This is a genomic window from Methylobacterium sp. WCS2018Hpa-22 (genome assembly GCF_031843785.1).
Classification (GTDB): domain Bacteria; phylum Pseudomonadota; class Alphaproteobacteria; order Rhizobiales; family Beijerinckiaceae; genus Methylobacterium.
In genome coordinates this window covers 1-21,048 of sequence record NZ_JAVTJA010000008.1, presented here as the reverse complement: position 1 = coordinate 21,048, position 21,048 = coordinate 1, and the positions used below count along the sequence as shown (strand labels likewise).

General features: G+C 66.4%; 20 protein-coding genes and 1 tRNA gene. 7 read left to right on the top strand and 14 right to left on the bottom strand.

Annotated features, from left to right (window positions below):
• The first annotated feature begins 82 nt into the window (after positions 1-82).
• Both RQI43_RS12075 and rpmG read left to right on the top strand, forming a co-directional pair.
• A complete protein-coding gene (locus tag RQI43_RS12075) occupies positions 83-1,264 on the top strand; it encodes an MFS transporter (RefSeq protein ID WP_311275301.1) in 1,182 nt (393 codons plus the stop codon).
• A 99-nt stretch (positions 1,265-1,363) separates the two neighbouring features.
• Positions 1,364-1,531: a 50S ribosomal protein L33 gene (gene rpmG, locus RQI43_RS12070; RefSeq protein ID WP_311275300.1), complete on the top strand. Its 168-nt coding sequence runs from the start codon at positions 1,364-1,366 to the stop codon at positions 1,529-1,531.
• A gap of 80 nt (positions 1,532-1,611) precedes the next feature.
• Here the strand turns inward: rpmG and RQI43_RS12065 are convergent, their stop codons facing one another.
• Both RQI43_RS12065 and RQI43_RS12060 read right to left on the bottom strand, forming a co-directional pair.
• Positions 1,612-2,247 carry a general stress protein gene (locus tag RQI43_RS12065; protein ID WP_056453977.1) on the bottom strand — a complete coding sequence of 212 codons (636 nt, stop codon included), beginning with the start codon at positions 2,245-2,247 and terminating at the stop codon, positions 1,612-1,614.
• A gap of 50 nt (positions 2,248-2,297) precedes the next feature.
• On the bottom strand, positions 2,298-2,684 hold the full coding sequence (locus RQI43_RS12060) for a hypothetical protein (RefSeq protein ID WP_056430254.1): 387 nt from the start codon (positions 2,682-2,684) through the stop codon (positions 2,298-2,300).
• Positions 2,685-3,081: 397 nt separating this feature from the next.
• Here RQI43_RS12060 and gor point away from each other — a divergent pair, with 397 nt between their 5' ends.
• From gor to RQI43_RS12040, 4 genes are all read left to right on the top strand, one after another.
• Positions 3,082-4,467 carry a glutathione-disulfide reductase gene (gene gor, locus RQI43_RS12055; RefSeq protein WP_311275299.1) on the top strand — a complete coding sequence of 462 codons (1,386 nt, stop codon included), beginning with the start codon at positions 3,082-3,084 and terminating at the stop codon, positions 4,465-4,467.
• A gap of 84 nt (positions 4,468-4,551) precedes the next feature.
• Entirely contained in the window at positions 4,552-6,849 is a 2,298-nt protein-coding gene (locus RQI43_RS12050; protein WP_311275418.1) for an FdhF/YdeP family oxidoreductase, read from the top strand.
• Positions 6,850-6,931: 82 nt separating this feature from the next.
• Positions 6,932-7,231, top strand: coding sequence for an RNA polymerase sigma factor region1.1 domain-containing protein (locus RQI43_RS12045; protein WP_056430260.1), 300 nt, complete (start codon positions 6,932-6,934; stop codon positions 7,229-7,231).
• 228 nt (positions 7,232-7,459) lie between these two features.
• Complete coding sequence (locus RQI43_RS12040) at positions 7,460-8,860, top strand: class II 3-deoxy-7-phosphoheptulonate synthase (protein ID WP_311275298.1); 1,401 nt, start codon at positions 7,460-7,462, stop codon at positions 8,858-8,860.
• Between the two features lie 275 nt (positions 8,861-9,135).
• Here RQI43_RS12040 and RQI43_RS12035 read toward each other — a convergent pair whose 3' ends face one another.
• The 12 genes from RQI43_RS12035 to rpmI all read right to left on the bottom strand — a co-directional run bounded on the left by RQI43_RS12035 (position 9,136) and on the right by rpmI (position 20,541).
• Positions 9,136-9,879 (bottom strand): NUDIX hydrolase, encoded by a 744-nt coding sequence (locus RQI43_RS12035; protein ID WP_311275297.1) that lies wholly within the window; start codon positions 9,877-9,879, stop codon positions 9,136-9,138.
• Entirely contained in the window at positions 9,836-10,315 is a 480-nt protein-coding gene (locus tag RQI43_RS12030) for a DUF983 domain-containing protein (RefSeq protein ID WP_311275296.1), read from the bottom strand. Before RQI43_RS12030 ends, RQI43_RS12035 begins: the two co-directional genes overlap by 44 nt.
• Before the next feature lie 199 nt (positions 10,316-10,514).
• The gene (gene rnr / locus RQI43_RS12025; protein WP_311275295.1) at positions 10,515-12,827 is read right to left on the bottom strand and encodes a ribonuclease R; all 2,313 of its coding nucleotides are present in this window, start codon (positions 12,825-12,827) and stop codon (positions 10,515-10,517) included.
• A gap of 138 nt (positions 12,828-12,965) precedes the next feature.
• Entirely contained in the window at positions 12,966-13,292 is a 327-nt protein-coding gene (locus RQI43_RS12020) for a hypothetical protein (protein ID WP_311275294.1), read from the bottom strand.
• Between the two features lie 299 nt (positions 13,293-13,591).
• Positions 13,592-14,170: an NADPH-dependent FMN reductase gene (locus tag RQI43_RS12015; protein WP_311275293.1), complete on the bottom strand. Its 579-nt coding sequence runs from the start codon at positions 14,168-14,170 to the stop codon at positions 13,592-13,594.
• A gap of 121 nt (positions 14,171-14,291) precedes the next feature.
• Positions 14,292-15,128, bottom strand: a complete 837-nt coding sequence (locus RQI43_RS12010) for a DUF1186 domain-containing protein (RefSeq protein WP_311275292.1) — start codon at positions 15,126-15,128, stop codon at positions 14,292-14,294.
• A gap of 249 nt (positions 15,129-15,377) precedes the next feature.
• Positions 15,378-17,801 (bottom strand): phenylalanine--tRNA ligase subunit beta, encoded by a 2,424-nt coding sequence (gene pheT / locus RQI43_RS12005; protein ID WP_311275291.1) that lies wholly within the window; start codon positions 17,799-17,801, stop codon positions 15,378-15,380.
• 17 nt (positions 17,802-17,818) lie between these two features.
• Positions 17,819-18,304 carry a hypothetical protein gene (locus RQI43_RS12000; protein WP_018044559.1) on the bottom strand — a complete coding sequence of 162 codons (486 nt, stop codon included), beginning with the start codon at positions 18,302-18,304 and terminating at the stop codon, positions 17,819-17,821.
• Positions 18,304-18,612 (bottom strand): hypothetical protein, encoded by a 309-nt coding sequence (locus RQI43_RS11995; RefSeq protein ID WP_018044558.1) that lies wholly within the window; start codon positions 18,610-18,612, stop codon positions 18,304-18,306. Before RQI43_RS11995 ends, RQI43_RS12000 begins: the two co-directional genes overlap by 1 nt.
• A 22-nt stretch (positions 18,613-18,634) precedes the next feature.
• The gene (pheS, locus tag RQI43_RS11990) at positions 18,635-19,717 is read right to left on the bottom strand and encodes a phenylalanine--tRNA ligase subunit alpha (protein ID WP_056430288.1); all 1,083 of its coding nucleotides are present in this window, start codon (positions 19,715-19,717) and stop codon (positions 18,635-18,637) included.
• Between the two features lie 199 nt (positions 19,718-19,916).
• The gene (gene rplT, locus RQI43_RS11985) at positions 19,917-20,291 is read right to left on the bottom strand and encodes a 50S ribosomal protein L20 (RefSeq protein WP_018044556.1); all 375 of its coding nucleotides are present in this window, start codon (positions 20,289-20,291) and stop codon (positions 19,917-19,919) included.
• Positions 20,292-20,337: 46 nt separating this feature from the next.
• The gene (gene rpmI / locus RQI43_RS11980) at positions 20,338-20,541 is read right to left on the bottom strand and encodes a 50S ribosomal protein L35 (RefSeq protein WP_018044555.1); all 204 of its coding nucleotides are present in this window, start codon (positions 20,539-20,541) and stop codon (positions 20,338-20,340) included.
• Positions 20,542-20,859: 318 nt separating this feature from the next.
• On the opposite strand from rpmI, the gene RQI43_RS11975 reads away from it, so the two are divergent.
• Positions 20,860-20,936, top strand: a tRNA-Asp gene (locus tag RQI43_RS11975).
• The last annotated feature ends 112 nt before the right edge of the window (positions 20,937-21,048 follow it).

Genomic DNA, 21,048 nt, shown 5'->3' with positions numbered 1-21,048 from the left:
GGTTCCGTGGAAGGGGGATGATGGCGTAGAGCCTCACCGTTCGGTGCGCCCGCTCGCGCCTCCCCCGGAACGCCCCCCGATCATGCTCGACCGCCCCACCTCGGACACTCTCGATCGCGCTCACGTAGCGGCGATGAGCGCCGCGATCACCTGCGTCGCGGTGGTCGGCATCGGCCTCAGCCTGTCGATCCCGCTCCTCTCCCTCGAGATGGAGCGCATGGGCGTATCGAGCACGGTCATCGGCATCAATACGGCCCTGGCGGGTCTCGCCAGCATCGTCACCGTGCCGTTCGTGCCGCGTCTGGCCGCCCGGATCGGCGTCGTACGGCTTCTCATTCTCGCGATTTTCATCGGCGCGGCCTCCCTCATCGGGTTCAAGCTGCTCCACGATATCCGCTGGTGGTTCCCGCTCCGCTTCGTCTTCTCGGCGACGCTGGGCGTGCTCTTCGTCCTGTCCGAGTTCTGGATCAACGAGGTCGCGCCCCCGGCGCGGCGCGGCCTCGTCATGGGCATCTACGCGACGGTCCTGGCCCTCGGCTTCGCGGTGGGTCCGACCCTCCTCGTCCTCATCGGCACACAGGGCTACGCACCGTATTGCGCGGGCGCCGCCCTGTTCCTGCTCGGCACCGTGCCCATCGCCCTGGCGCGCGGTCTCTCCCCCGACATCGAAGGGTCCGGTAGTCGCGGTGTGCTCGGCTATGTCCGGCTGGCCCCCGCCGCCATCTTCGCGGCCCTCGTCTACGGCGCCGTCGAGACCGGGGGATTCGCCATCCTGCCGCTCTACGGCCTGCGGATCGGGCTCGACGCGGAGAGCTCCGCCGGGCTCGTCAGCATGCTCGCTCTCGGCCACGTCCTGTTCCAGATCCCCTTCGGCCTCCTGGCCGATAGGTTCGACCGTCGCCGCCTCCTCCTCGCCTCGGCCCTGGGTGGCGCCATCGGCGCGGCTTTGATTCCGGCGGCGTCGGCATCCCCTTTCTGGCTCGCCATCCTACTGCTGATCTGGGGCGGCCTGACCGGCACGCTCTACACGGTCGGCCTGGCCCATCTGGGGGCCAGCGTGCGCGGGGCCGAACTCGCGGGAGCGAATGCCGCCTTCCTGATTTTCTACAATGTCGGCCTGATGGTGGGGCCTCCGATCATCGGCGGCGGCATGGACCTGATGCCCCCTCAGGGCTTTGCCCATGCCATGTGCGGCGTGCTCGTCGCCTATGCCGGCCTCGTCCTCTGGCGGCTTCGGACAACCGCCCCGGCCTTGACGAAGTGAGCCCGATGAGGCAATGACCGCGCGGAATTCAGCCGGTCCGTGCCGGCCATTTTGCGTTTCGCTCAAGCGGAATGCCGCCACCTTCAGGAGCACCGCGCCATGGCCAAGTCCGTCACCGTCAAGATCAAGCTCATCTCGACCGCCGATACGGGCTACTTCTACGTTACGAAGAAGAATTCCCGGACGCAGACCGAGAAGCTGTCCATGAAGAAGTACGACCCCGTCGTGCGCAAGCATGTCGACTTCAAAGAAACCAAGATCAAGTAAGCTTCGTCTCCCCTTCGAGACGGCATGAAAAAGCCGCCCTTTTGGGGCGGCTTTTTCCGTTCTTGGATGGGTCGTCTCGGTTAGAGCGAGGCGGTGGGGTAGGAGCGCACGCCGGTACGGTTGCCCGGGACCGTTGTGGCCTCGGACGGCGTGGCGCTCGGCGCGGTCCAGCCTTCGGCCTTCCAACCCTCTGCGCGCTCGGTCACGTTCACCGAGCCGTGCTCCTCGAGAACGTCCATCACCAGCGACGCGCGGGCATCGTCGGCCTTGACGGTCACGAGGGTACCGCCGCGACGCACGCCTTCGCTGTAGGTATGCGCATCGGCCTCGCTCAGACCGGCGCCGGTCAGGCCGCCGACGAGACCGCCGGCCGCGGCACCGATGCCGGCACCGGCGAGCGTCGTCACGAGCCAACCGGCGGCCACGACGGGACCGACACCGGGGATCGCCAGCAGGCCGAGGCCCGTCAGGAGGCCGGCCGCGCCGCCGAGGAGCGTACCGACGCCGGCGCCCGTCCCGGCACCGGTCGATGCCGTCTCGGCGGTGTCGGTGCGGGTATGATCGCCGGTCGCTACACGTCCGGCATGCCGGTCGTTCTCGTTGCTGCTGACGATGCTGATGTCGCTGTGGCTGATGCCCGAGGCTTCGAGCTTGGCGACGGCCTTGCTGGCATCGTCATAGGAATCGTAGAGTGCGGTAATGGTCTGGTTTGCCATGGGATCGTTCCTCTCAATGTATCGACAAGTCTGCGACGTCCGAGATGTCGCTACTGAGCAGCGACGTTGCCCTTGAAGTCGACGCCGACGGTGACAGGCTTCCCGTTGAGCGTTGCCGCCCCGCGCCAGATGCCCTTGTCGTCCTTCTTGAGTTCCTTGACGTCCTTGTAGCCGGCCTGTTCGAGGCGGCTCCGGGTCTGGCCCTCGGTGAAGCTGTTCGCGCCTTCTTCCAGCTTGGCGTTGGTCGCCGCCTGGGTGGTGGCGGGGTTCTTCGCATCGGGCTTGTCGGTGTTCGGGCGCGTCACGGATTCTTGGCCGCCGGACTTGGCGCTGGTCTCGGCATCCGTGGCGGGCTTGCCGGTCACGGTGGTCTGAGCATAGGCCGTGCCCGAGCCTAGAAGTGCCACAAACGCGAGTGTAGCCAGCTGATGTCGCATGTTATTCTCCCTCGATCGGACCTATTCAATCCGGAAGGAAGCGAAAGCGTTCCGTCGAGATGTCGCAACGCATCATCATGAAGCGTGGCTTTATCTCGAAGGGAAATTGATTTTTCTATTCGCTCTCTCCCGCACCTGTTCCATTTCGTTGGCTAGATTATTGTTCCATGAAATTACGACAGCACCTTCGCTTGCTCGGCGCGAAGCTGTCGCCGGTCTCTGGACGGCCGATCTCGACCGGCCCGATCCATGCCCTCAGTGACGAACCGAAGCGGCAGCGTTGAATTTCGCCGCGCGGCGATGACGGGCATCGTGTTCCTGCGATAGAGCGGACAGAACCAGCCCCGCGTTCCGCCAGGATCGCCGAACCTGCATCCGTCGCTGTGAGGAGCCTGCCATGACCGACGAATTCGACGTCGATCTATTCGTCATCGGTGGTGGCTCGGGGGGCGTGCGCGCGGCACGCATCGCCGCCGGCTACGGCGCCAGGGTGAGTCTCGCCGAAGAGTACCGGATCGGCGGCACCTGCGTGATCCGCGGCTGCGTCCCGAAGAAGCTGATGGTCTATGCCGGGCGCTTCGCCGACGAGTTCGAGGACGCGGCCGGTTTCGGCTGGTCGGTGAGTGAGCCGCATTTCGATTGGAGCGTGCTGAAAGCGCGCCGGGACGCCGAGGTCTCGCGCCTCGAATCGATCTACGACACCAACCTCGAACGGATGAACGTCACGATCATTCCCGAACGGGCCGTCATCGAGGACGCGCATACGATCCGCCTCGTCGGCTCGGGTCGCCGTGTGCGGGCGAAGTACATCCTCGTGGCGGTGGGCGCGTATCCGGTGAAGGTGCCGGTCATTCCCGGCGGCGATCTCGGCATCACCTCCAACGAGGTCTTCGAACTCGAGACCCTGCCGAAGCGGATCCTGGTCATCGGGGGCGGCTATATCGCGGTCGAGTTCGCCAGCGTCTTCGCGCATCTCGGTTCGCGCACGACCCTGCTGCACCGGGGCGACCGACTGCTGCGCGGGTTCGACGACGAGGTCCGCGACGCTCTCGGCCTCGCTTATGAGAAGCGCCTGGATCTTCGGCTCAACCAGACGGTGGAGCGCCTCGAACGGGGTGAGGGCGGCATTGCCGCGACCCTCGGCGACGGCAGCGTTCTCGAAGTCGATCAGGTCCTCGTCGCCACCGGGCGCAGGCCGGCGGTCACCGGCCTCGGCCTGGAGGCCGTGGGGATCGAGACCAACGAGAGCGGCGCGATCCCGGTGGACGCCTTCTCGCAGACATGCGTGCCCTCGATCTACGCGGTGGGCGACGTCACCAACCGCGCCGCCCTGACGCCCATCGCCATCCGCGAGGGCCATGCCTTCGCCGACACCGTATTCGGCGGCAGGCCGTGGGCGGTGAACCACGAACTCATCGCCACCGCCGTGTTCTCGACGCCCGAGATCGGCACCGTCGGCCTCACCGAGGAGCAGGCGCGCGAGCGGTTCGAGACTATCGATGTCTACAAGTCGAGCTTCCGCCCGATGAAGGCGACGCTGTCCGGCAGCGCCGAGCGTGTCCTGATGAAGATCATCGTGGATTGCGCCACCGACCGGGTGCTCGGCGTTCATATCGTCGGCCACGATGCCGGCGAGATCATCCAGGCCGTCGCCATCGCGGTGACGATGGGAGCGACGAAGGCCGATTTCGACAGGACCATCGCGGTTCATCCCACGGCCGGAGAAGAACTCGTCACCATGCGGGTGCCCGCCGTGACCAAGCGGCCGGAAGGAGTGGGTTAGAGCCGCACCCCGGAACAGGCACTCGGCGCTGCCGTTGGGCTCTGAACCGATTCATCGGCAAAGGCCCAGCGAATGACCGACAAGATGGCGGAGCCGAAGATCGAGGCCTATGACGGGCCGGCCGGCGGCTGGGGCTCGGCGCAATCTCTCACCGAAATTCTTCTGCGGGAAGAGATTCCCGTCTCCGGCGCGGCTCTGCTGATGAAGCAGAACAAGCCGGACGGCTTCATGTGCGTGTCCTGCGCCTGGGCCAAGCCCGCCAAGCCGCTGACGTTCGAATATTGCGAGAACGGCGCGAAGGCGACGGCCTGGGAGCAGACAGCCAAGCGCTGCGGACCCGACTTCTTCGCCAAGCACACGGTGACGGAGCTGCGTAGCTGGACGGATTACGCCCTGGAGGAGCAGGGCCGGCTCACGCATCCGATGCGCTACGACGCGGGGAGCGATCGTTACGTGCCGGTCTCCTGGGAGGAGGCGACGGCGGCGATCGGCCGGGAATTGCGCGCCCTCGATCCGAAATCGGTGGTGTTCTACACGTCGGGCCGCGCCTCGCTGGAGACGTCCTACATCTACGGGCTCTTCGCCCGGATGTACGGCAACAACAACCTGCCCGATTCGTCCAACATGTGCCACGAGCCGACCTCCGTCGGGCTGAAGGCATCGATCGGCGTCCCCGTGGGAACAGTGGTGCTGGACGATTTCGAGGCGACCGACCTGATCCTGTTCTTCGGCCAGAATGTCGGCTCGAACGCCCCCCGGATGCTGCATCAGTTGCAGGAGGCCCGCAAACGCCGGGTTCCGATCGTCACCTTCAACCCGCTGCGCGAGCGCGGATTGGAGCGGTTCACCAACCCCCAGTCGGTGGTGGAAATGGCGACAGGCCACGCCACCGAGATCTCGACCCAGTACCATCAGGTCAAGGCCGGCGGCGATCTCGCGGCGATCACCGGGATGTGCAAGGCGCTCATCGCGGCCGACCGGGAGGCGCTGAAGGTCGGGCGCCCCGGCATCCTCGACCGGAGCTTCATCGACGAACACACCCATGGGTTCGACGCCTTCGCGGCCTATTGCGAGTCACAGGATTGGGCAGCCCTCGAAGGCCGGTCGGGTCTCACCCGCGCTGCCATCGAGGCGGCGGCCACCGTCTATGCCCGCGCGCGTGCCGTCATCGGCGTCTACGGCATGGGATTGACCCAGCATCGCAAGGGCACGGAATCCGTGCAGATGCTCGTGAATCTCCTCCTCCTGCGCGGGAATATCGGGCGGAAGGGCGCCGGGCCCTCTCCGGTTCGGGGCCATTCCAACGTCCAGGGCCAACGCACGGTGGGGATCACCGAGAAGCCGGAACTCGCGCCGCTGGACATGCTGAAGGAGCAATACGGTTTCGAGCCGCCGCGCGAGAAGGGCCTCAACACGGTGGAGGCCTGCGAGGGCATCGTCTCCGGGGATGTGAAGGCCTTCGTCAGCCTCGGCGGCAACTTCGTTCGCGCGGTGCCCGAGACGGTGCGGATGGAAGAGGCGTGGCCTGGCATGCGCCTCACCGTGCAGATCTCGACCAAGCTCAACCGCTCGCACCTCATCAACGGCGAGGTCGCCTATATCCTGCCCTGTCTCGGCCGGATCGAAATCGACACCCAGGCGAGCGGTCCGCAGGCGGTCTCGATGGAGAGCTCGACCTCGTGCTTCCACGGTTCGCGGGGCAAGACCAATCCGGTGAGCGATCAGGTCCGCTCCGAGCCGTGGATCGTCGCCGAGATCGCCAAGGCGACCCTGGAGCCGAATCCAAACGTTCCCTGGGACGCATGGGTCGGTGACTATTCCCGCATTCGCGGGGCCATGGAGACGACCTACCCCTCGGTGTTCCACAATCTCGAAGGTCGGATGTTCGAGCCGGGCGGCATCCACAAGCCCCTGGCCGCCCGCGAACGCCGCTGGGAGACGGAGACCGGCAAGGCCAATTTCACGGTTCCAGAGGGGATCGAGGCCGATCCCGACATGCCGCTACGAAGTGCCGAGGCTCTCGACCTCATCACGTTGCGCTCGAACGACCAGTTCAACACCACCGTCTACGGCTACGACGACCGTTTTCGCGGCGTGAAGGGCACCCGGATGGTGTTGTTCATGAATGCCGCCGATATCGCCCGGCTCGGCTTCGCCGATGCCGAGATCGTCGATGTGACGACGGTCGCCGACGACAGGGTCCGTTCGGTGAAGGGGCTTCGCATCGTCGCCTACAACATCCCGCCAGGGAATTGCGCGGGCTACTACCCGGAGCTCAATCCGCTGATCCCGCTCTGGCACCATGACGAGCAATCGAAGACGCCGGCGGCCAAGGCGATCCCGGTGACCATCGCCCGCTCGGCCGCGACCCTCCAGGGTTAAGGTCACCGCGTCCTCCGGCGCCCGGAGGTCGGTGATATAACGCTCTCTTGTTTCGAGCGGCTTTCGCGCTCCATAACGGGACATGGCACAGAACGACGACGCGCATGACCGGCGCCAGGCGATCATCGACCGAATGCTGGAACAGGCGCTGTTTCCGGACGTCGAGCGTCGCCTGCCGAGCCACGATGCCCTGCCGGAGGATATGCGCGAGACGGTGGACCGTCTTCTCGCCAAGGCCGAAGCGCAGCGGGCACGCCGCCTGACCTACGAGGATCTGGAAGAGGCCCTGCCTCCGCGCGACGTGACGGCCGAGGATCTCGAGGCGATCTTCTGGATCCTGTCGGAGCATGGCATCGCCGTGGAGGACGGGGAGGGCGAGTAGCAACTCCCTCTCCGGGCATCCCGTCGAGCACGCGGCGTCTTGAGTCGACGACGGCCAATCTCCATCTCCTGGGTCGACCTTGGCCTTATCGGGCGGGACACTCTCGCGACCGGCGGAACCGGCCGGTGCGTATCCCTCGCTTCTCTACGAGAACCGCTCTATAAGCCCCGCTCTTCGCGAGGGATTCCCCTTTCGTGAAGCCGGCCGAGAGGTGGACGGGAGATCATCATGGGCGAGCGTTGGACATCGAAGACCGGTTGGACGCCGACATCCTGGCGCAACCTGCCGATCCAGCAGGTACCGGCCTATCCGGATGCCGCTGCGCTCCAGACGGTCGAGACCCAGCTCGCCAGCTTTCCGCCCCTCGTTTTTGCAGGTGAGGCGCGCAAGCTGAAATCGGCGCTCGCCCGCGTCTCCACCGGCGAAGCCTTCCTGCTCCAGGGCGGCGATTGCGCCGAGAGCTTCGACGAGCATTCGGCCGACAACATCCGCGATTTCTTCCGCGTCTTCCTGCAGATGGCGCTGGTGCTCACCTTCGCGGGCGGCTCGCCGGTCGTGAAGGTCGGGCGCATCGCCGGACAGTTCGCCAAGCCGCGCTCCTCGCCCACCGAGACGATGGATGGCGTGAGCCTGCCGAGCTACCGGGGCGACATCGTCAACGGCATCACCTTCACCGAGGAGGCGCGAATCCCCGATCCGCGCCGGCAACTCGAAGCGTACCGCCAGTCGGCGGCGACGCTCAACCTGCTGCGCGCCTTCGCGACCGGCGGCTACGCCAACCTCGAGAACGCGCATCGCTGGATGCTCGGCTTCGTCAAGGACAGCCCGCAATCCTCGCGCTACCAGGACGTGGCGGAGCGGATGAGCGACGCCCTCGACTTCATGCGCGCCATCGGCATCAACCCCGAGACGCACCAGGAGGTCCGCACCACGGATTTCTTCACGAGCCACGAAGCGCTGCTCCTCGGCTATGAAGAGGCGCTGACCCGCGTCGATTCCACCAGCGGCGACTGGTACGCCACGTCGGGCCACATGCTCTGGGTCGGCGACCGTACCCGCCAGGCCGACCATGCGCATATCGAGTATGCGCGCGGGATCAAGAACCCGATCGGGCTGAAATGCGGGCCGTCGATGACCTCGGAAGGGCTGATCAAGCTGATCGACCAGCTCAACCCGGAGAACGAAGCGGGCCGCCTGACCCTGATCTGCCGCTTCGGCGCGGACAAGGTCGGCGAGCATCTGCCCGGGCTGATCCGCACGGTGGAGCGTGAGGGCCGCAAGGTCGTGTGGGTCTGCGATCCGATGCACGGCAACACCATCGCGGCCGGCCGTTACAAGACGCGTCCGTTCGAGCGGGTGATGACGGAGATCGAGGGCTTCTTCGGCGTGCACCGCTCTGAGCAAACCATCGCCGGCGGCATCCATCTCGAGATGACCGGCAAGAACGTCACGGAATGCACCGGCGGCGCCCGCGCGCTGACGGCCGACGACCTGCAGGATCGCTACCACACCTATTGCGATCCCCGCCTCAATGCGGAGCAGGCGTTGGAAGTCGCGTTCCTCACGGCCGAACTGGTGAAGCGCGAACGCGCCGAAATCGTCCGCCCGCGCCTCGACGCCGCCGAGTAGCTGGCGCTCGTATCTACTAACGAAAAAGCCCTCTCCCCGGTCGGGGGAGAGGGCTTTTTCATGTCATGCCCGCCGATGAGCCGGCTCATCGGCCTCGGCGGCACGTCCCGTTTCAGTTCCGCTCAGTGCAGCCAGGACGTGAAGAAGTAGATCAGCAAAATGATCGGCAATGGGATACCGATCAACCACAACAATCCGCCTTTCAGCATCGTCATACTCCAGCTACATCATCGTCTGATCAACTGAATGTGAGCGGATACGGTTCCTGCGGGCGCCTACAGAACCTCCCTGACATGCTTGCCGCTGCGCTCGTAGAAGAACGGGATCGGCAGGTAGGGCGCGAACCCGCCGGCGATCTGCAGCTCCAATTCGTCGAGGACGACGCGGGTGATCCGCGGCAGGTCGAGGTTGCGCGCCTCGGCGAAACTCACCCAGGCAAGCTCCACCAGTTCGGATGTCGGCGTGACGATCCCCGGCTGCTCCGCCGCCACGGCTTTCCGGTCGATAGTGAAGAAGCGGGTGTCGAACCGGCGCGGTCGGCCGGGGGGCGTAATCGCGCGCGCCACCAGGTGGAGCGATTCGAGGTCCGGCAGGATTCCGAACTCCTTGAAGGCCGACCAGCTTCCCTCCGGCGCGGTGTCGGGCGGTCCGTATTCCTTGGTGCCCAGGAAAAGTCCGGTCTCCTCGGAGGTCTCGCGGATCGCCGCCAAAGCGAGCGCTCGCCCGAGGGAATGCGAGGCGCGCGGCACGCGCTTGGCCAGGGCATCTTCCGCGCGCGTCGAGAGCGCTCCGGCGACGCTCATGCGGCGATCTCCGGGCTCGATCCTCCCGCCGGGGAAGACGAACTTGCCGGGCATGAAGGCGAGGCCGTCATGGCGCTTGCCCATCAGGAATTTGGGCTGGCGCGCCGTGCGGTCGATGATGATGAGGGTGGCCGCGTTGCGCGGCCGTAGGGTGGCCGGGCGCCGTCGAAGCTCAGAGGCGGCCGAGGCCGGGGGTAGGATTGTCGCTTGGTCCAAGCTGAACCTCCTCGGATCGCGCAAGTGCCACGCTTGTCCCCGTCGGTAGCGTGGCAAAGCCTCCCATGCCAAGGGCGTACTGCAATCCGACCACCGCGCCCTTCACCGGCTGCAGTAGGGCAAGCGCCGATCCGAGGGTCACGATCGGCCAGAACGAGAGCTGAAACCACAACGGTACGTCGTAGTTCGTCTCGAGTTCGAGAATGAAATAACCAACGATATGGCCGATGATGAAGATCACCACGTAGGGCGGAAGGTCGTCGGCGCGGTGGTGGTGGAATTCGAGTCCGCACGCGTCGCAGGAAGGACGGACCTTCAGGAACTTGCCGAAGAGCTTGCCCTCGCCGCAATGCGGGCAGCGGCACAGGAAGCCGCGCGCCATCGACTTGACGAGGCCGACACGCTCTCCGGGCAGGGTCTCGACGCTCTCGGTCATGGCGATCTACCTTCCGCTTCGGATGTCCAACGCCGCGACCTCATCCTGAGGTGCCCGTAAAGCGGGCCTCGAAGGAGCCCTCCAGCAACCACGGAGCCAGCTGGAGCCCTCCTTCGAGGCCGCTGGCGCGGCGCCTCAGGATGAGGTCGGCGCTTGGCGAGAAACCATTCCGACGAGGCCCGATCCTACACCAGCCGCCCTAGCGGCGCGACCCGCGGTGGCGCGACCCGGTGTTGCGGATGCCGGCGGGCCTGCCGGGCGGGCCGGCCTTGTGGAAGCTCGGCGAGCGCAGAGATCTCGTCCCCCCGGCCCCAGGCCTCGTCTGGCCTTCGGAGAGCAGCTCGAAGCGCAGCGCTCCGGCCACGGCCGCCGCCTCCACCAGCCTCACCTCCACCCGGTCGCCGAGGCGATGGGTCTCGCCGCTGCGCGAGCCGACCAGGGCATGCCGCGCCTCGTCGTGGTGGTAGAAATCGTTGCCGATGGTGGAGATCGGCACGAAGCCGTCGGCACCGGTCTCGTCGAGCTTGATGAACAGCCCGGCGCGGGTGACACCCGAGATCTGGCCGGTGAAGGTGGCCCCGACCCTGTCGGCGAGGTGATGCGCGATGAGCCGGTCGATGGTCTCGCGCTCGGCCGCCATGGCGCGACGCTCGGCGGCCGAGATCTGCTCGCCGATCTGGTCGAGAGCGCCCACCGTCACGTCGGAGGACAGGCCGTCCGGGCCGAGGCGGCAGGCGGCGATCAGCGCCCGGTGGACGATGAGATCAGCGTAGCGCCGGATCGGCGAGGTGAAATGGGCGTAGCGCCTGAGATTCAGGCCGAAATGCCCGAGATTCTGCGCGGCATAGACGGCCTGGGCCTGCGAGCGCAGCACGACCTCGTTGATGAAGATCGCGTGCTCGGTCTCGGCCACGGAGCCGAGGATCCGGTTGAACAGGGCGGGGCGCAGGGCACCCTCCTTGGGGATCTTGATGCCGATGGAGGCGAGAACCTCGCCGAGCGCGCGCATCTTCTCCAGGGCCGGCTCGTCATGGACGCGGTAGATCAGCGGCTGTTTCGCCTGTTCCAGGGTCTCGGCGGCGGCCACGTTGGCCTGGATCATGAACTCCTCGATGAGCCGGTGCGCGTCGAGACGGGCCGGCACCACGACCCGGTCCACGGCACCGTCCGGCGTCAGCAGCACCTTTCGCTCCGGCAGGTCGAGGGCGAGGGGGCCGCGTGCCTCGCGCGCCGCCGTCAGGGCCGCGTAGGCGGCCCAGAGCGGGCGCAGGATCGGTTCCAGCAGCGGCGCGGTCGTCTCGTCGGTGAAGCCGTCGATGGCCGCCTGCGCCTGGGCGTAGGACAGCTTGGCGCGCGAGCGCATCATGACGCGGTGGAAGCTATGGCGCTTCTTCACCCCGTCGGGGCCGATCACCATGCGCACCGCGATGGCCGGCCGATCTTCCTTTTCCCTCAGCGAGCAGAGGTCGTTGGAGATGCGCTCCGGCAGCATCGGCACGACGCGGTCCGGGAAATAGACCGAGTTGCCGCGCAACAGCGCTTCGCGATCGAGAGCCGAGCCGGGGCGGACATAGGCGGCCACATCGGCGATGGCGACGGTGACGACGAAGCCGCCCTGATTGGCCTCGTCCGGGTCCGGCACCGCCATCACGGCGTCGTCATGGTCCTTGGCGTCGGGGGGGTCGATGGTCAGGAGAGGCTCGGCGCGCCAATCCTCACGGCCCTTCATCCCCACCGGCTCCACCGCGTCGGCCTCGGCCAGAGTGTCGGCGGCGAAGACGTGGGGGATGTGGTGGAGATGCAGTGCGATGAGGCTCACCGCGCGCTCCGAGCCGAGCGACCCGAGGCGCTCGGTGACGCGCCCTCGCGGCAGGCCGAACCGGCTCTCGCTGACGAGGCTAACGCTGACGAGGTCGCCGTCCCGCGCCTCGCCTTCCTCGCCGGCCGGGATCGCGATCTCGCGGCCCTGCGCCCGCTTCTCCACGGGCACGATGCGCCCGCCATCGGGGCCGGAGCGGTAGACGCCGATCACCTCCGCCTTGTTCTTGCCGATCACCTTGATGACACGGCCGGAATAGCGCCCGCTCTCGCCGGGAATGAGTTCGACGCGCAGAAGGGCGCGGTCCCCGATACCGGGGGCTGCGCGGCCCGGCTTCTTGCCGCTGCGCGGTGAGGAGACCAGGATCTTCGGAGGCGGGCCCTTCGCATGGTCCCATTCCACGGGAACGGCAAAGAAATCGCCGTCGCGATCCCGCGACTTGATATCGGCCAGCGTCACCGGCGGCAGCCGGCCGGGCGGCACCAGCCCGGCGCGCCCGCGCTCGATCTCCCCTTCCTCCTCGATCTCCTTGAGGATGCGCTTCAAGCCGATGCGATCGGCACCCTTGATGTTGAACGCCGCGGCGATCTCGCGCTTGCCGACCTTCTCGGTCGCCTGCGCGATGAAGGCGACAATCTGCTCGCGGGAGGGAAGGGCGCTCTGCCCGGGGTTGGGATTGATGCGTCTGGCCAAATGTCTCTGGGCTCGAACTCGTATAACGCGCCGCTCATGTCTTGGCGGCGAGAGGTCGAAAGGCCTCAGGCTCGGGCCTTTCCACATCAGTTAACATGGGACCGCGCGAGGCCGGGGGCAATGTTCTTCCGATGTTCATCAACCGGTGGACGCGGAACCGACGATCCGCTCCACCCCGGCATCGATGTCGAAACCCGGATCGGTGATGTCGGCGAGGCTGAACGGGCAGGCGACCGGCAGCGTGAACGAGACCCGGGTCTCCGAGGCGCGAAAATCGGGGGCCTCAGCCTCGCGGACGGCCAAGGTCCAGATCCCGTCGATCTTCAACCCCGCCACCGCCGACGGGTCCGAGGCGAGCACGGCATGGGCGCGCCTCGCCTCGTCACGCCAGCGAAGACTCGCCGCGTCGTCGGAGATCAGCGCCGCCTTCACGAGGTCGGCGAGAAGGGTCTGAAGAATCGTCATCTTTGCTGCGGCCTCCGGCATCATGGAGGGTCGACGCGCAAGACCCGCGCCGGGCCTCGCATCGGCGGGTTCCTGGCACGGAGCACCACCCTCAGAGCCTGTTTGAGTCGATTTTCCAACGCTCTACCTCATCCTGAGGTGCGGCGTAGCGGCCTCGAAGGAGGCTTTCAGAAATCGCGCGCCAACTGGAGGGCTCCCTCAAAGCCCGCTGACGCGGGCACCTCGGGATGAAGCGGTCTGCTGGGATGATCGACCCTGGCATGAGCATCCGCCGAGACATGCGATCGAACAGACCCCAGTCAGTAGGGCGTGCCCTTGGCGCGCTGCGCCTTGAGGGCCTCGGCGTGCCAGACCAGCTCGTCGAGGAACCGCTTGGCGGCCTTGCCCAGCCATTCCTCCTGCGGCACGCCCTCTTCGTCGAGCGCCTTGTGGATGCGAGGGATCGGCAGCAGCGACGCGATGCTCGGTGCGCCGAGCTCGGCCATCATCGCCCGGAGCTGCATCGCCGCGCGGACGCCGCCATATTGGCCGGCCGAGTAACAGACGATGGCCGAGGGCCGCCAGAAATACTCTTCGAGGAAGTGATCCAGCGTGTTCGAGAGGGCCGGCGGGATCGAATGGTTGTACTCGGCCGAGACGACCACGAACGCATCCGACCGGCGGTAGAGCGTGGCGAGGTCCTCGAGCACCGTCGGCGCCTCGCCCTTGGGATATTCCTTGTACATTTTGTCGAGGAGCGGCAGCTTCAACTCGGCCGGGTCCACCAGCGGAGCCTCGATGCCGCGTTCCCGCAGGCGCGCCACGAGGAAGCGCGCCGCGCGCAATCCCTGGCGTTCGCTGCGGACGGAACCGAGGATGACGGGAATCACGAGGGACATGGCGCTGCTCCGGCAAAGATGAACTCGGGTTCGCTCATCGTACCGCCGTTGGCCAATGCTGTCGCGTCCGTGCGTCTGGAAGCGCCGGACCTTTACGGTCCGGGCCGATCCTGGCTCTTCGTCAGGCGGCGTTGAGGCAGCACTTCTTGTACTTCTTCCCGCTTCCGCACGGGCAGGGATCGTTGCGGCCGATCTTCACCGGATTGCGGATTGGAAGGCCCGCCCCCTCGGCGGTCCAGGCCAAGGCCCCGATCGGGTCGTCGAACGTGCCGTAGTTCTGTCCGTCGAACCGCTGCATGTCGTTCGGCTTCGCGGTCGCCCGGCGCAAGGTGGTGTGAAACCACCCTGCATCGCTGAACTCGTCGCTCAGGCGGCCGTCGGCCCTGGCGGCCGTGCTCCGCAAGGCGAGATCCGCGTAGCCGAGGAGCGCGATGGTCTCCTCCCAGCCGACCCAGGCGACGTCGCCCTCCACGGCGGCGCGCTTGTCGTCGAAGCGGACGAGGAGATCGTGGGTCTGGGTCCGGTCGATCCGTCCGGTCTGGGTCAGGTAGGCGAGGGCGGCGAAGACCTCGTTGCGGGCAAAGCCATCCACCGTCGAATCGAGCAGCAGCGCATGCATCGGCGCGACATCGCCGTCGAACAGGCTGGTGAGCACCTTCGCCATTGTAGTGGTCAGCGCATCGCCGAGGAGGGCGTCGAGCCCGTCGGAATCCTCGCGCCGCAGGATGGTGAGAAGCGGAGCGAAGGCCCGCGTCTCGCCGACCGCCGCCAGGATGTGTACTCCCCAGAACAGCAGGTTGCCCTGCGCCTCGTCGAGCTCCTTGCCGTCTGCCGCCAAAGCGAGAACGGCGAGGACCGGCTCGGCGATGTCGGCCGGGCTCGCCAGGGCCTGAAGCATCGCCGCCTTCGGCAGATGCTTGGCGGCCGACAAGACGTCGATCAGTTCCCGGTTCGCCATGTGATCGGCTTCCTTGTCTGGAGTTCCGAGGGCCGTTTCAAAGCCTGTCCGATCGGATTTCTCGGTGGCTGCTCATGCTCGATTAGATCATCCAAGCAGACAACCTCATCCTGAGGTGCCCTTTGCCTCGGCAAAGGGCCTCGAAGGAGGCCTCCAGAGGCCGGTGCGATATCTGGAGCCCTCCTTCGAGGCCGCTACGCGGCACCTCAGGATGAGGTAAGGCCTTGGAAAAACACCTCAAACAAGCTCTCAGCCTCTCAAAGTCGCGCCGGTCTTGCGGGCGACCTCGGCCACGATCTTGGCCGTCACGGCCTCGATCTCCGCATCGGTGAGGGTCCGCTCCACCGGTTGGAGCCTCACCGCGATGGCGACGGATTTCGAGCCGTCGGGAATGCCTGTCCCCTCGTAGATGTCGAAGACGTCGATCCCAGCGATGAGCTTGCGCTCGGCAGCTTGCGCCGCCTTCACCACGTCGCCCGCCGCAACGTCGCGCCCGACGACGAAGGCGAAGTCGCGCGAGATCGCCTGGAAGTCGGAGAGGGCCAGCGCAGGCTTCACCTTGGTGGGGCGGTATTTCGGCAGGGGGATCGTATCCAGCGTGATTTCGAAGGCCACGAGCGTGCCCTTCAGGTCCAGAGCTTTCATCACCCGGGGATGGATCTCGCCGAAATAGCCGATCTGGTTCTTCGGCCCGAACTGCATCGTGCCGGAGCGTCCGGGATGAAGCCAAGCGGGGCCACCCGCCACGAGCTGGAGACCGCCGGTCGGTACGCCGAGGGCGGTGAGGAGCGCCAGCGCGTCGGCCTTGGCCTCGAATGCATCGACGGTGGCGGCGGCCCCCGCCCAATGGCGGCCGGCGCCGTCGTGGCGTGCCGTTCCCCGGCGAATGGCCGTGGCGCGGATCGACTGACCCTCGGGCTGGTCGGTCTCGAAGCACTGCCCGACCTCGAACAGGGCGACGTCGCCATAGCCGCGGTCGGCGTTGCGCTGGGCCGCCCGGAGCAGGCCCGGAACGAGGCTCGGGCGCATGTCCGAGAGATCGGCGGCGATGGGGTTGGCCAGCGCCAGATCCGCCTTGCCGCCGCCGAACAGGACGGCGTCGTCATGCGGGATGAACGACCACGTCACCGCCTCCACGAGGCCGCGCGTGGCCAGCGCCCGCTTGGCAAGACGCGTGCGCTTCTGCAGGGGCGTCAGCGTCGCCTTGGCGATGGCGGCATCGCCACGGGTCAGCGGCTTTGGCTCGATCCGGTCGAGGCCGGCGATGCGGATGATCTCCTCCACGAGATCGGCCTTGCCTTCCACATCCGGGCGCCAGGACGGGGTGAGAACCTTCACCCGGTCACCCGAGCCGGCCACGTGGAACCCGAGGGTCTCCAACGTCACCTTCATCTCGGCGCGGGACAGTTCGATCCCGGCGAGCCGGCGCGTCTCGGTCCAGGGGAAATCGATGACACGTTCCGTCTCGGGCAAGTCACCGGCGATCACCGCCTCGCTCGCCGTGCCGCCGCAGATCTCGACGACCATGCGGGTGGCAAGGTCGAGCCCCGGCAGGGCGAAAACGGGGTCGACGCCGCGCTCGAACCGGTAGCGGGCATCGGTGATGATGCCGAGGCGCCGGCCGCTCTGGGCGATGTTCACCGGGTCCCACAGGGCGGATTCGATGATGACGTCCACGGTGGCGTCGTCGCAGCCGGAGGCCTCGCCGCCGATGATGCCGCCGATGGATTCGGGGCCGTTCTCGTCGGCGATGACGACGATGCCGTCATCGAGCGCATAGGTCTTGCCGTCGAGCGCCTTCAGGCTCTCGCCGTCGCGGGCGCGTCGGACCGTGAGAGCGCCCTTCACCTTGGCCGCGTCGAAAACGTGGAGCGGGCGTCCGCGATCGAAGGTGAGGTAGTTGGTGATGTCGACGAGCGCATTGATCGGGCGAAGGCCGATGGCGCGCAGGCGGGCCTGCATCCAGTCAGGGGAGGGGCCGTTCTTCACGCCGCGCACGAGGCGCAGGGCGAAATACGGGCACAATCCCTTGTCCGCGGGCTCGAAATCGAGGGCGACCGGCACGGGGCACTCGCCCTCGCCGCGCACAGGCGGCATCGGCTCGCGCTTCAAGACGCCGATGCCGGCAGCCGAAAGATCGCGGGCGATGCCGTGGATCGAGGTACAGTCCGGGCGATTCGGTGTGAGGTTGATCTCGATGACCGGATCGTCGAGCCCGGCATAGAGCGCGTAGGCCTGGCCGGTCGGGGCGTCCGCCGGCAGATCGAGGATGCCGCTGGATTCCTCGCCGAGTCCGAGTTCGGCGCCCGAGCACAGCATGCCGAGGCTCTCGACGCCCCGGATGTTGCCGACCGCCAAGGTCTTGTCGAGACCGGGCACGTAGGTGCCGGGGGGCGCGAACACCGTCTTCATCCCGGCGCGCGCATTCGGCGCTCCGCAGACGACCTGCACGGGCTGCCCGTCGCCGGCATCCACGGTGCAGACACGCAAACGGTCGGCATTGGGGTGCTGTTCGGCCGTGAGCACATGGGCGACGACAAAAGGCGCGAGCGCCGCCGCCTTGTCCTCGATGCCTTCGACTTCGAGACCGATCCGCGTCAGCGTCTCGGAGATGTTCTCCAGAGACGAGTCGGTGTCGAGGTGCTCCTTGAGCCAGGAGAGGGTGAATTTCATGAGTTCGTCTCTTCGGCTCAGAGGGGCCGGGTTCTGGCGATCAGGAGAACCGCAAGCTTCTTGCGGTCGAGCGTCGTGAGAGATTCGATCAACGTCACGGTCTGTTCCGCAAGCTCGATGTAGCGCAACGTCTCGTCATGACGAACCTTCAGCGTAGGCGGCGAATAGTCGGCGGCGTTTCGAGCTTCCTGCAAACTCAGGAAGTTATTGCCGATATCGGTAACGGTCGGTCCGATCAGGTTCGCATCCCGGCTGTTGAGACGCTTCTTTGCCGTTCCATGATCGAGCAGGCGGTAGATCGGTTCGACGATGTCGTTCTCCTGGGTCCACCCGATCAATTCACTCGCGCAAATGAAGCAGAGAGCGTGAAAGACAGAATAGTAGGCCCCGCTGACCGCCCGGCGCATCGCCGCTTTGCGAAGGTTCACCCGGCCGCGCGTGTCCGCGAGCGCGCGGGATGTTTCCAGAAGATCGTAGACGAGTGGATTTCCGAGCCTCGGCATCAGTGCCGGTCCGGGATTGATTCCGATGGGTCGTCGCCGAGCACTTCGTCATCCGGATAATCGTAGCGAATGTACGGAAATCGCTCCTCGCCCTTATCGAGCAGCCGCTTCCGCAAGGCCGAGAGGGCCCTGGTCGAAGCGTCTCCGCTGGTCACCCCTGCCTTCGGCCTGAAATGCGCCGTCACATGGAGCGAGGGCTCGCCGTCGAAGTCGGGAGCCGGACGAACATCGGCGCTCTCGAACCCGTGTGGTCCGAGCGTTTCCCGCAGCACCTCGTTGGCGACCTGCCGGATCTCCTGCTCGGTCATGCACGATCCCTCCCTCGGCATCCTAACTCGTCAGCCCGGCCACCAGACTCGGGATGTCCAGCGGGCGGAAGCCGTAATGCTCCAGCCAGCGCACATCCGCCTCGAAGAACGGGCGCAGGTCGGGCGTGCCGTATTTGAGCATGGCGATCCGGTCGATGCCCATGCCGAAGGCGAAGCCCTGGACGAAATCCGGGTCGTAGCCGCAATTCCGGAGCACGTTCGGATGGACCATGCCGCAGCCGAGGATTTCGAGCCAGTCGGTGCCCTCGCCGAAGCGGATCTCGCCGCCTTTGCGCGAACACTGGATATCGACCTCGGCCGACGGCTCGGTGAAGGGGAAGAAGGACGGCCGGAACCGCATCTTCACCGCATCGACCTCGAAGAAGGTGCGGCAGAACTCCTCCAGCACCCATTTCAGGTTGGCGATGGTGGCGCTCTTGTCGATCACCAGCCCTTCCACCTGATGGAACATCGGGGTGTGGGTCTGGTCGGAATCGTGACGGTAGGTCCGGCCGGGGCAGATCACGCGGATCGGCGGCTCCTGGGACCGCATCGTGCGGATCTGGACCGGAGACGTATGGGTGCGCAGCACCTTGCGCTGGCCGTTGCGGTCGGGCGCCAGGAAGAAGGTGTCGTGCATCTCGCGCGCCGGATGGCCGGGCGGGAAGTTGAGAGCGGTGAAGTTGTAGTCGTCGGTCTCGATGTCCGGGCCTTCGGCCACCGAGAAGCCCATATCGGCGAAGATCGCGGTGATCTCGTCCATGACCTGGCTGATCGGATGGATGCGCCCACGCGCTTCCGGCGCCTCACGCACCGGCAGGGTGACGTCGATCCGCTCCGCCGCGAGGCGGGCTTCGAGGGCGGCCTCTGTGAGCGCCTCGCGCCGCGTGGCGATGGCGCCCTGCACCCTGTCACGCAGGCCGTTGATGAGCGGACCGCGCTCCTTGCGCTCCTCCGGCGTCATGCTGCCAAGGGTCTTCAGCAGGTCGGAGATCGAGCCCTTCTTGCCGAGCGCAGCGACGCGCACGGCGTCGAGGGAGGCCTCGTCGGATGCGCTCCCGACCTGTCCGAGCAGATCGCCTTCGAGGGTTTCGAGATCGGTCATCGGTTCAAACCACCGGTTGGCATCTGGCCTTCGGATCGTGTGCGGCCCCCGCGAGCGGTTTTGCGGGTAAGCGCCGCCAATGCAAGCGCGCCTGCCGACGATCCTTTGCAAAAGACGAAGGCGCGGCACCTCTCGGCCCGCGCCTTTCGCATCGACGAATGAGAGGGCGTGTGAACGCGCCTCAGGCAGCCTTCACGAATCAGGCAGCCTTGGCGAGGTCCGGAAGAGCGGCCTTGGCCTTCTCCACAACGACCGCGAAGCTGGCCGGCTCGTGAATGGCGAGCTCGGACAGAGCCTTGCGGTCCACCTCGATGCCGGACTTCGCGAGACCGTTGATGAAACGCGAATAGGTCAGGCCGTGCTCGCGGACAGCGGCGTTGAGGCGCTGGATCCAGAGAGCGCGGAACGTGCGCTTCTTGTTCTTACGATCGCGGTAGGCATACTGCATGCCCTTCTCGACCGCCTGCTTGGCGATCCGGATCGTATTCTTGCGCCGGCCGTAATAACCACGGGCGGCCTTGAGGACTTTCTTGTGCTTTGCGTGACTGGTCACGCCGCGCTTGACGCGGGCCATGGGTTCTCTCCTGGATTACGAAAACAGTATCGGCTGCGGCGAAGGATTACCGGCTGTTGGGCAGGAAATACTTCTTCACGTTGGCAGCATCGCCCTCGAACAGGGTGGTGGTGCCGCGCAGGTTGCGGATCTGCTTCGTCGTCCGCTTGATCATTCCGTGGCGCTTGCCGGCCTGGGCATACATGACCTTGCCGGTGCCGGTGATCTTGAAGCGCTTCTTCGCGCCCGACTTGGTTTTCAGCTTGGGCATTTGGCTCTCCTGAACGCGCATGCCCTCCGACCCTGGGACAGGGCGAAGGCGTGCGCTCGGTTGATGCTTCTGATGGAGCAGCACGAACCGCCACGGCAGCCCTATCGGCCGGGCGGTTCAACGCGAGGGGGCGTATGACAGAAAAGAGACGTGGTTTCAATGGCACCGTCACTCGTCGGGCCGTCGCCTTTCGCCCCCGAGCGCTCGGCAAAGCGACCGCCGTCGGATTTTCCATGGAAATGCTGCGTCCGGTTGCTTGACAGGCCGGGGTGCGGAAACTAGACCCCCGACACCGCCGGAAACGGGGCGGGACGCCGTGCGGGCGTAGCTCAGTTGGTTAGAGTGCCGGCCTGTCACGCCGGAGGTCGCGGGTTCGAGTCCCGTCGCCCGCGCCACGTCCATCATCGGCCTGCATCATGCGGGACGATCCGAATGCCCGGCTACCCAGATACGCGGGCGTAGCTCAGTTGGTTAGAGTGCCGGCCTGTCACGCCGGAGGTCGCGGGT

What these genes read in the sequence shown, in the direction of transcription:
- RQI43_RS12015 (WP_311275293.1), bottom strand. Translation starts at nt 14,170, where the DNA reads ATGTCCCTCGTGATTCCCGTCATCCTCGGTTCCGTCCGCAGCGAACGC.
- RQI43_RS12040 (WP_311275298.1), top strand. Translation starts at nt 7,460, where the DNA reads ATGGGCGAGCGTTGGACATCGAAGACCGGTTGGACGCCGACATCCTGG.
- rplT (WP_018044556.1), bottom strand. Translation starts at nt 20,291, where the DNA reads ATGGCCCGCGTCAAGCGCGGCGTGACCAGTCACGCAAAGCACAAGAAA.
- RQI43_RS12010 (WP_311275292.1), bottom strand. Translation starts at nt 15,128, where the DNA reads ATGGCGAACCGGGAACTGATCGACGTCTTGTCGGCCGCCAAGCATCTG.
- RQI43_RS12020 (WP_311275294.1), bottom strand. Translation starts at nt 13,292, where the DNA reads ATGACGATTCTTCAGACCCTTCTCGCCGACCTCGTGAAGGCGGCGCTG.
- RQI43_RS11995 (WP_018044558.1), bottom strand. Translation starts at nt 18,612, where the DNA reads ATGACCGAGCAGGAGATCCGGCAGGTCGCCAACGAGGTGCTGCGGGAA.
- RQI43_RS12045 (WP_056430260.1), top strand. Translation starts at nt 6,932, where the DNA reads ATGGCACAGAACGACGACGCGCATGACCGGCGCCAGGCGATCATCGAC.
- pheS (WP_056430288.1), bottom strand. Translation starts at nt 19,717, where the DNA reads ATGACCGATCTCGAAACCCTCGAAGGCGATCTGCTCGGACAGGTCGGG.
- RQI43_RS12065 (WP_056453977.1), bottom strand. Translation starts at nt 2,247, where the DNA reads ATGGCAAACCAGACCATTACCGCACTCTACGATTCCTATGACGATGCC.
- RQI43_RS12030 (WP_311275296.1), bottom strand. Translation starts at nt 10,315, where the DNA reads ATGACCGAGAGCGTCGAGACCCTGCCCGGAGAGCGTGTCGGCCTCGTC.
- rpmI (WP_018044555.1), bottom strand. Translation starts at nt 20,541, where the DNA reads ATGCCCAAGCTGAAAACCAAGTCGGGCGCGAAGAAGCGCTTCAAGATC.
- RQI43_RS12000 (WP_018044559.1), bottom strand. Translation starts at nt 18,304, where the DNA reads ATGCCGAGGCTCGGAAATCCACTCGTCTACGATCTTCTGGAAACATCC.
- pheT (WP_311275291.1), bottom strand. Translation starts at nt 17,801, where the DNA reads ATGAAATTCACCCTCTCCTGGCTCAAGGAGCACCTCGACACCGACTCG.
- gor (WP_311275299.1), top strand. Translation starts at nt 3,082, where the DNA reads ATGACCGACGAATTCGACGTCGATCTATTCGTCATCGGTGGTGGCTCG.
- RQI43_RS12060 (WP_056430254.1), bottom strand. Translation starts at nt 2,684, where the DNA reads ATGCGACATCAGCTGGCTACACTCGCGTTTGTGGCACTTCTAGGCTCG.
- RQI43_RS12050 (WP_311275418.1), top strand. Translation starts at nt 4,552, where the DNA reads ATGGCGGAGCCGAAGATCGAGGCCTATGACGGGCCGGCCGGCGGCTGG.
- rpmG (WP_311275300.1), top strand. Translation starts at nt 1,364, where the DNA reads ATGGCCAAGTCCGTCACCGTCAAGATCAAGCTCATCTCGACCGCCGAT.
- RQI43_RS12075 (WP_311275301.1), top strand. Translation starts at nt 83, where the DNA reads ATGCTCGACCGCCCCACCTCGGACACTCTCGATCGCGCTCACGTAGCG.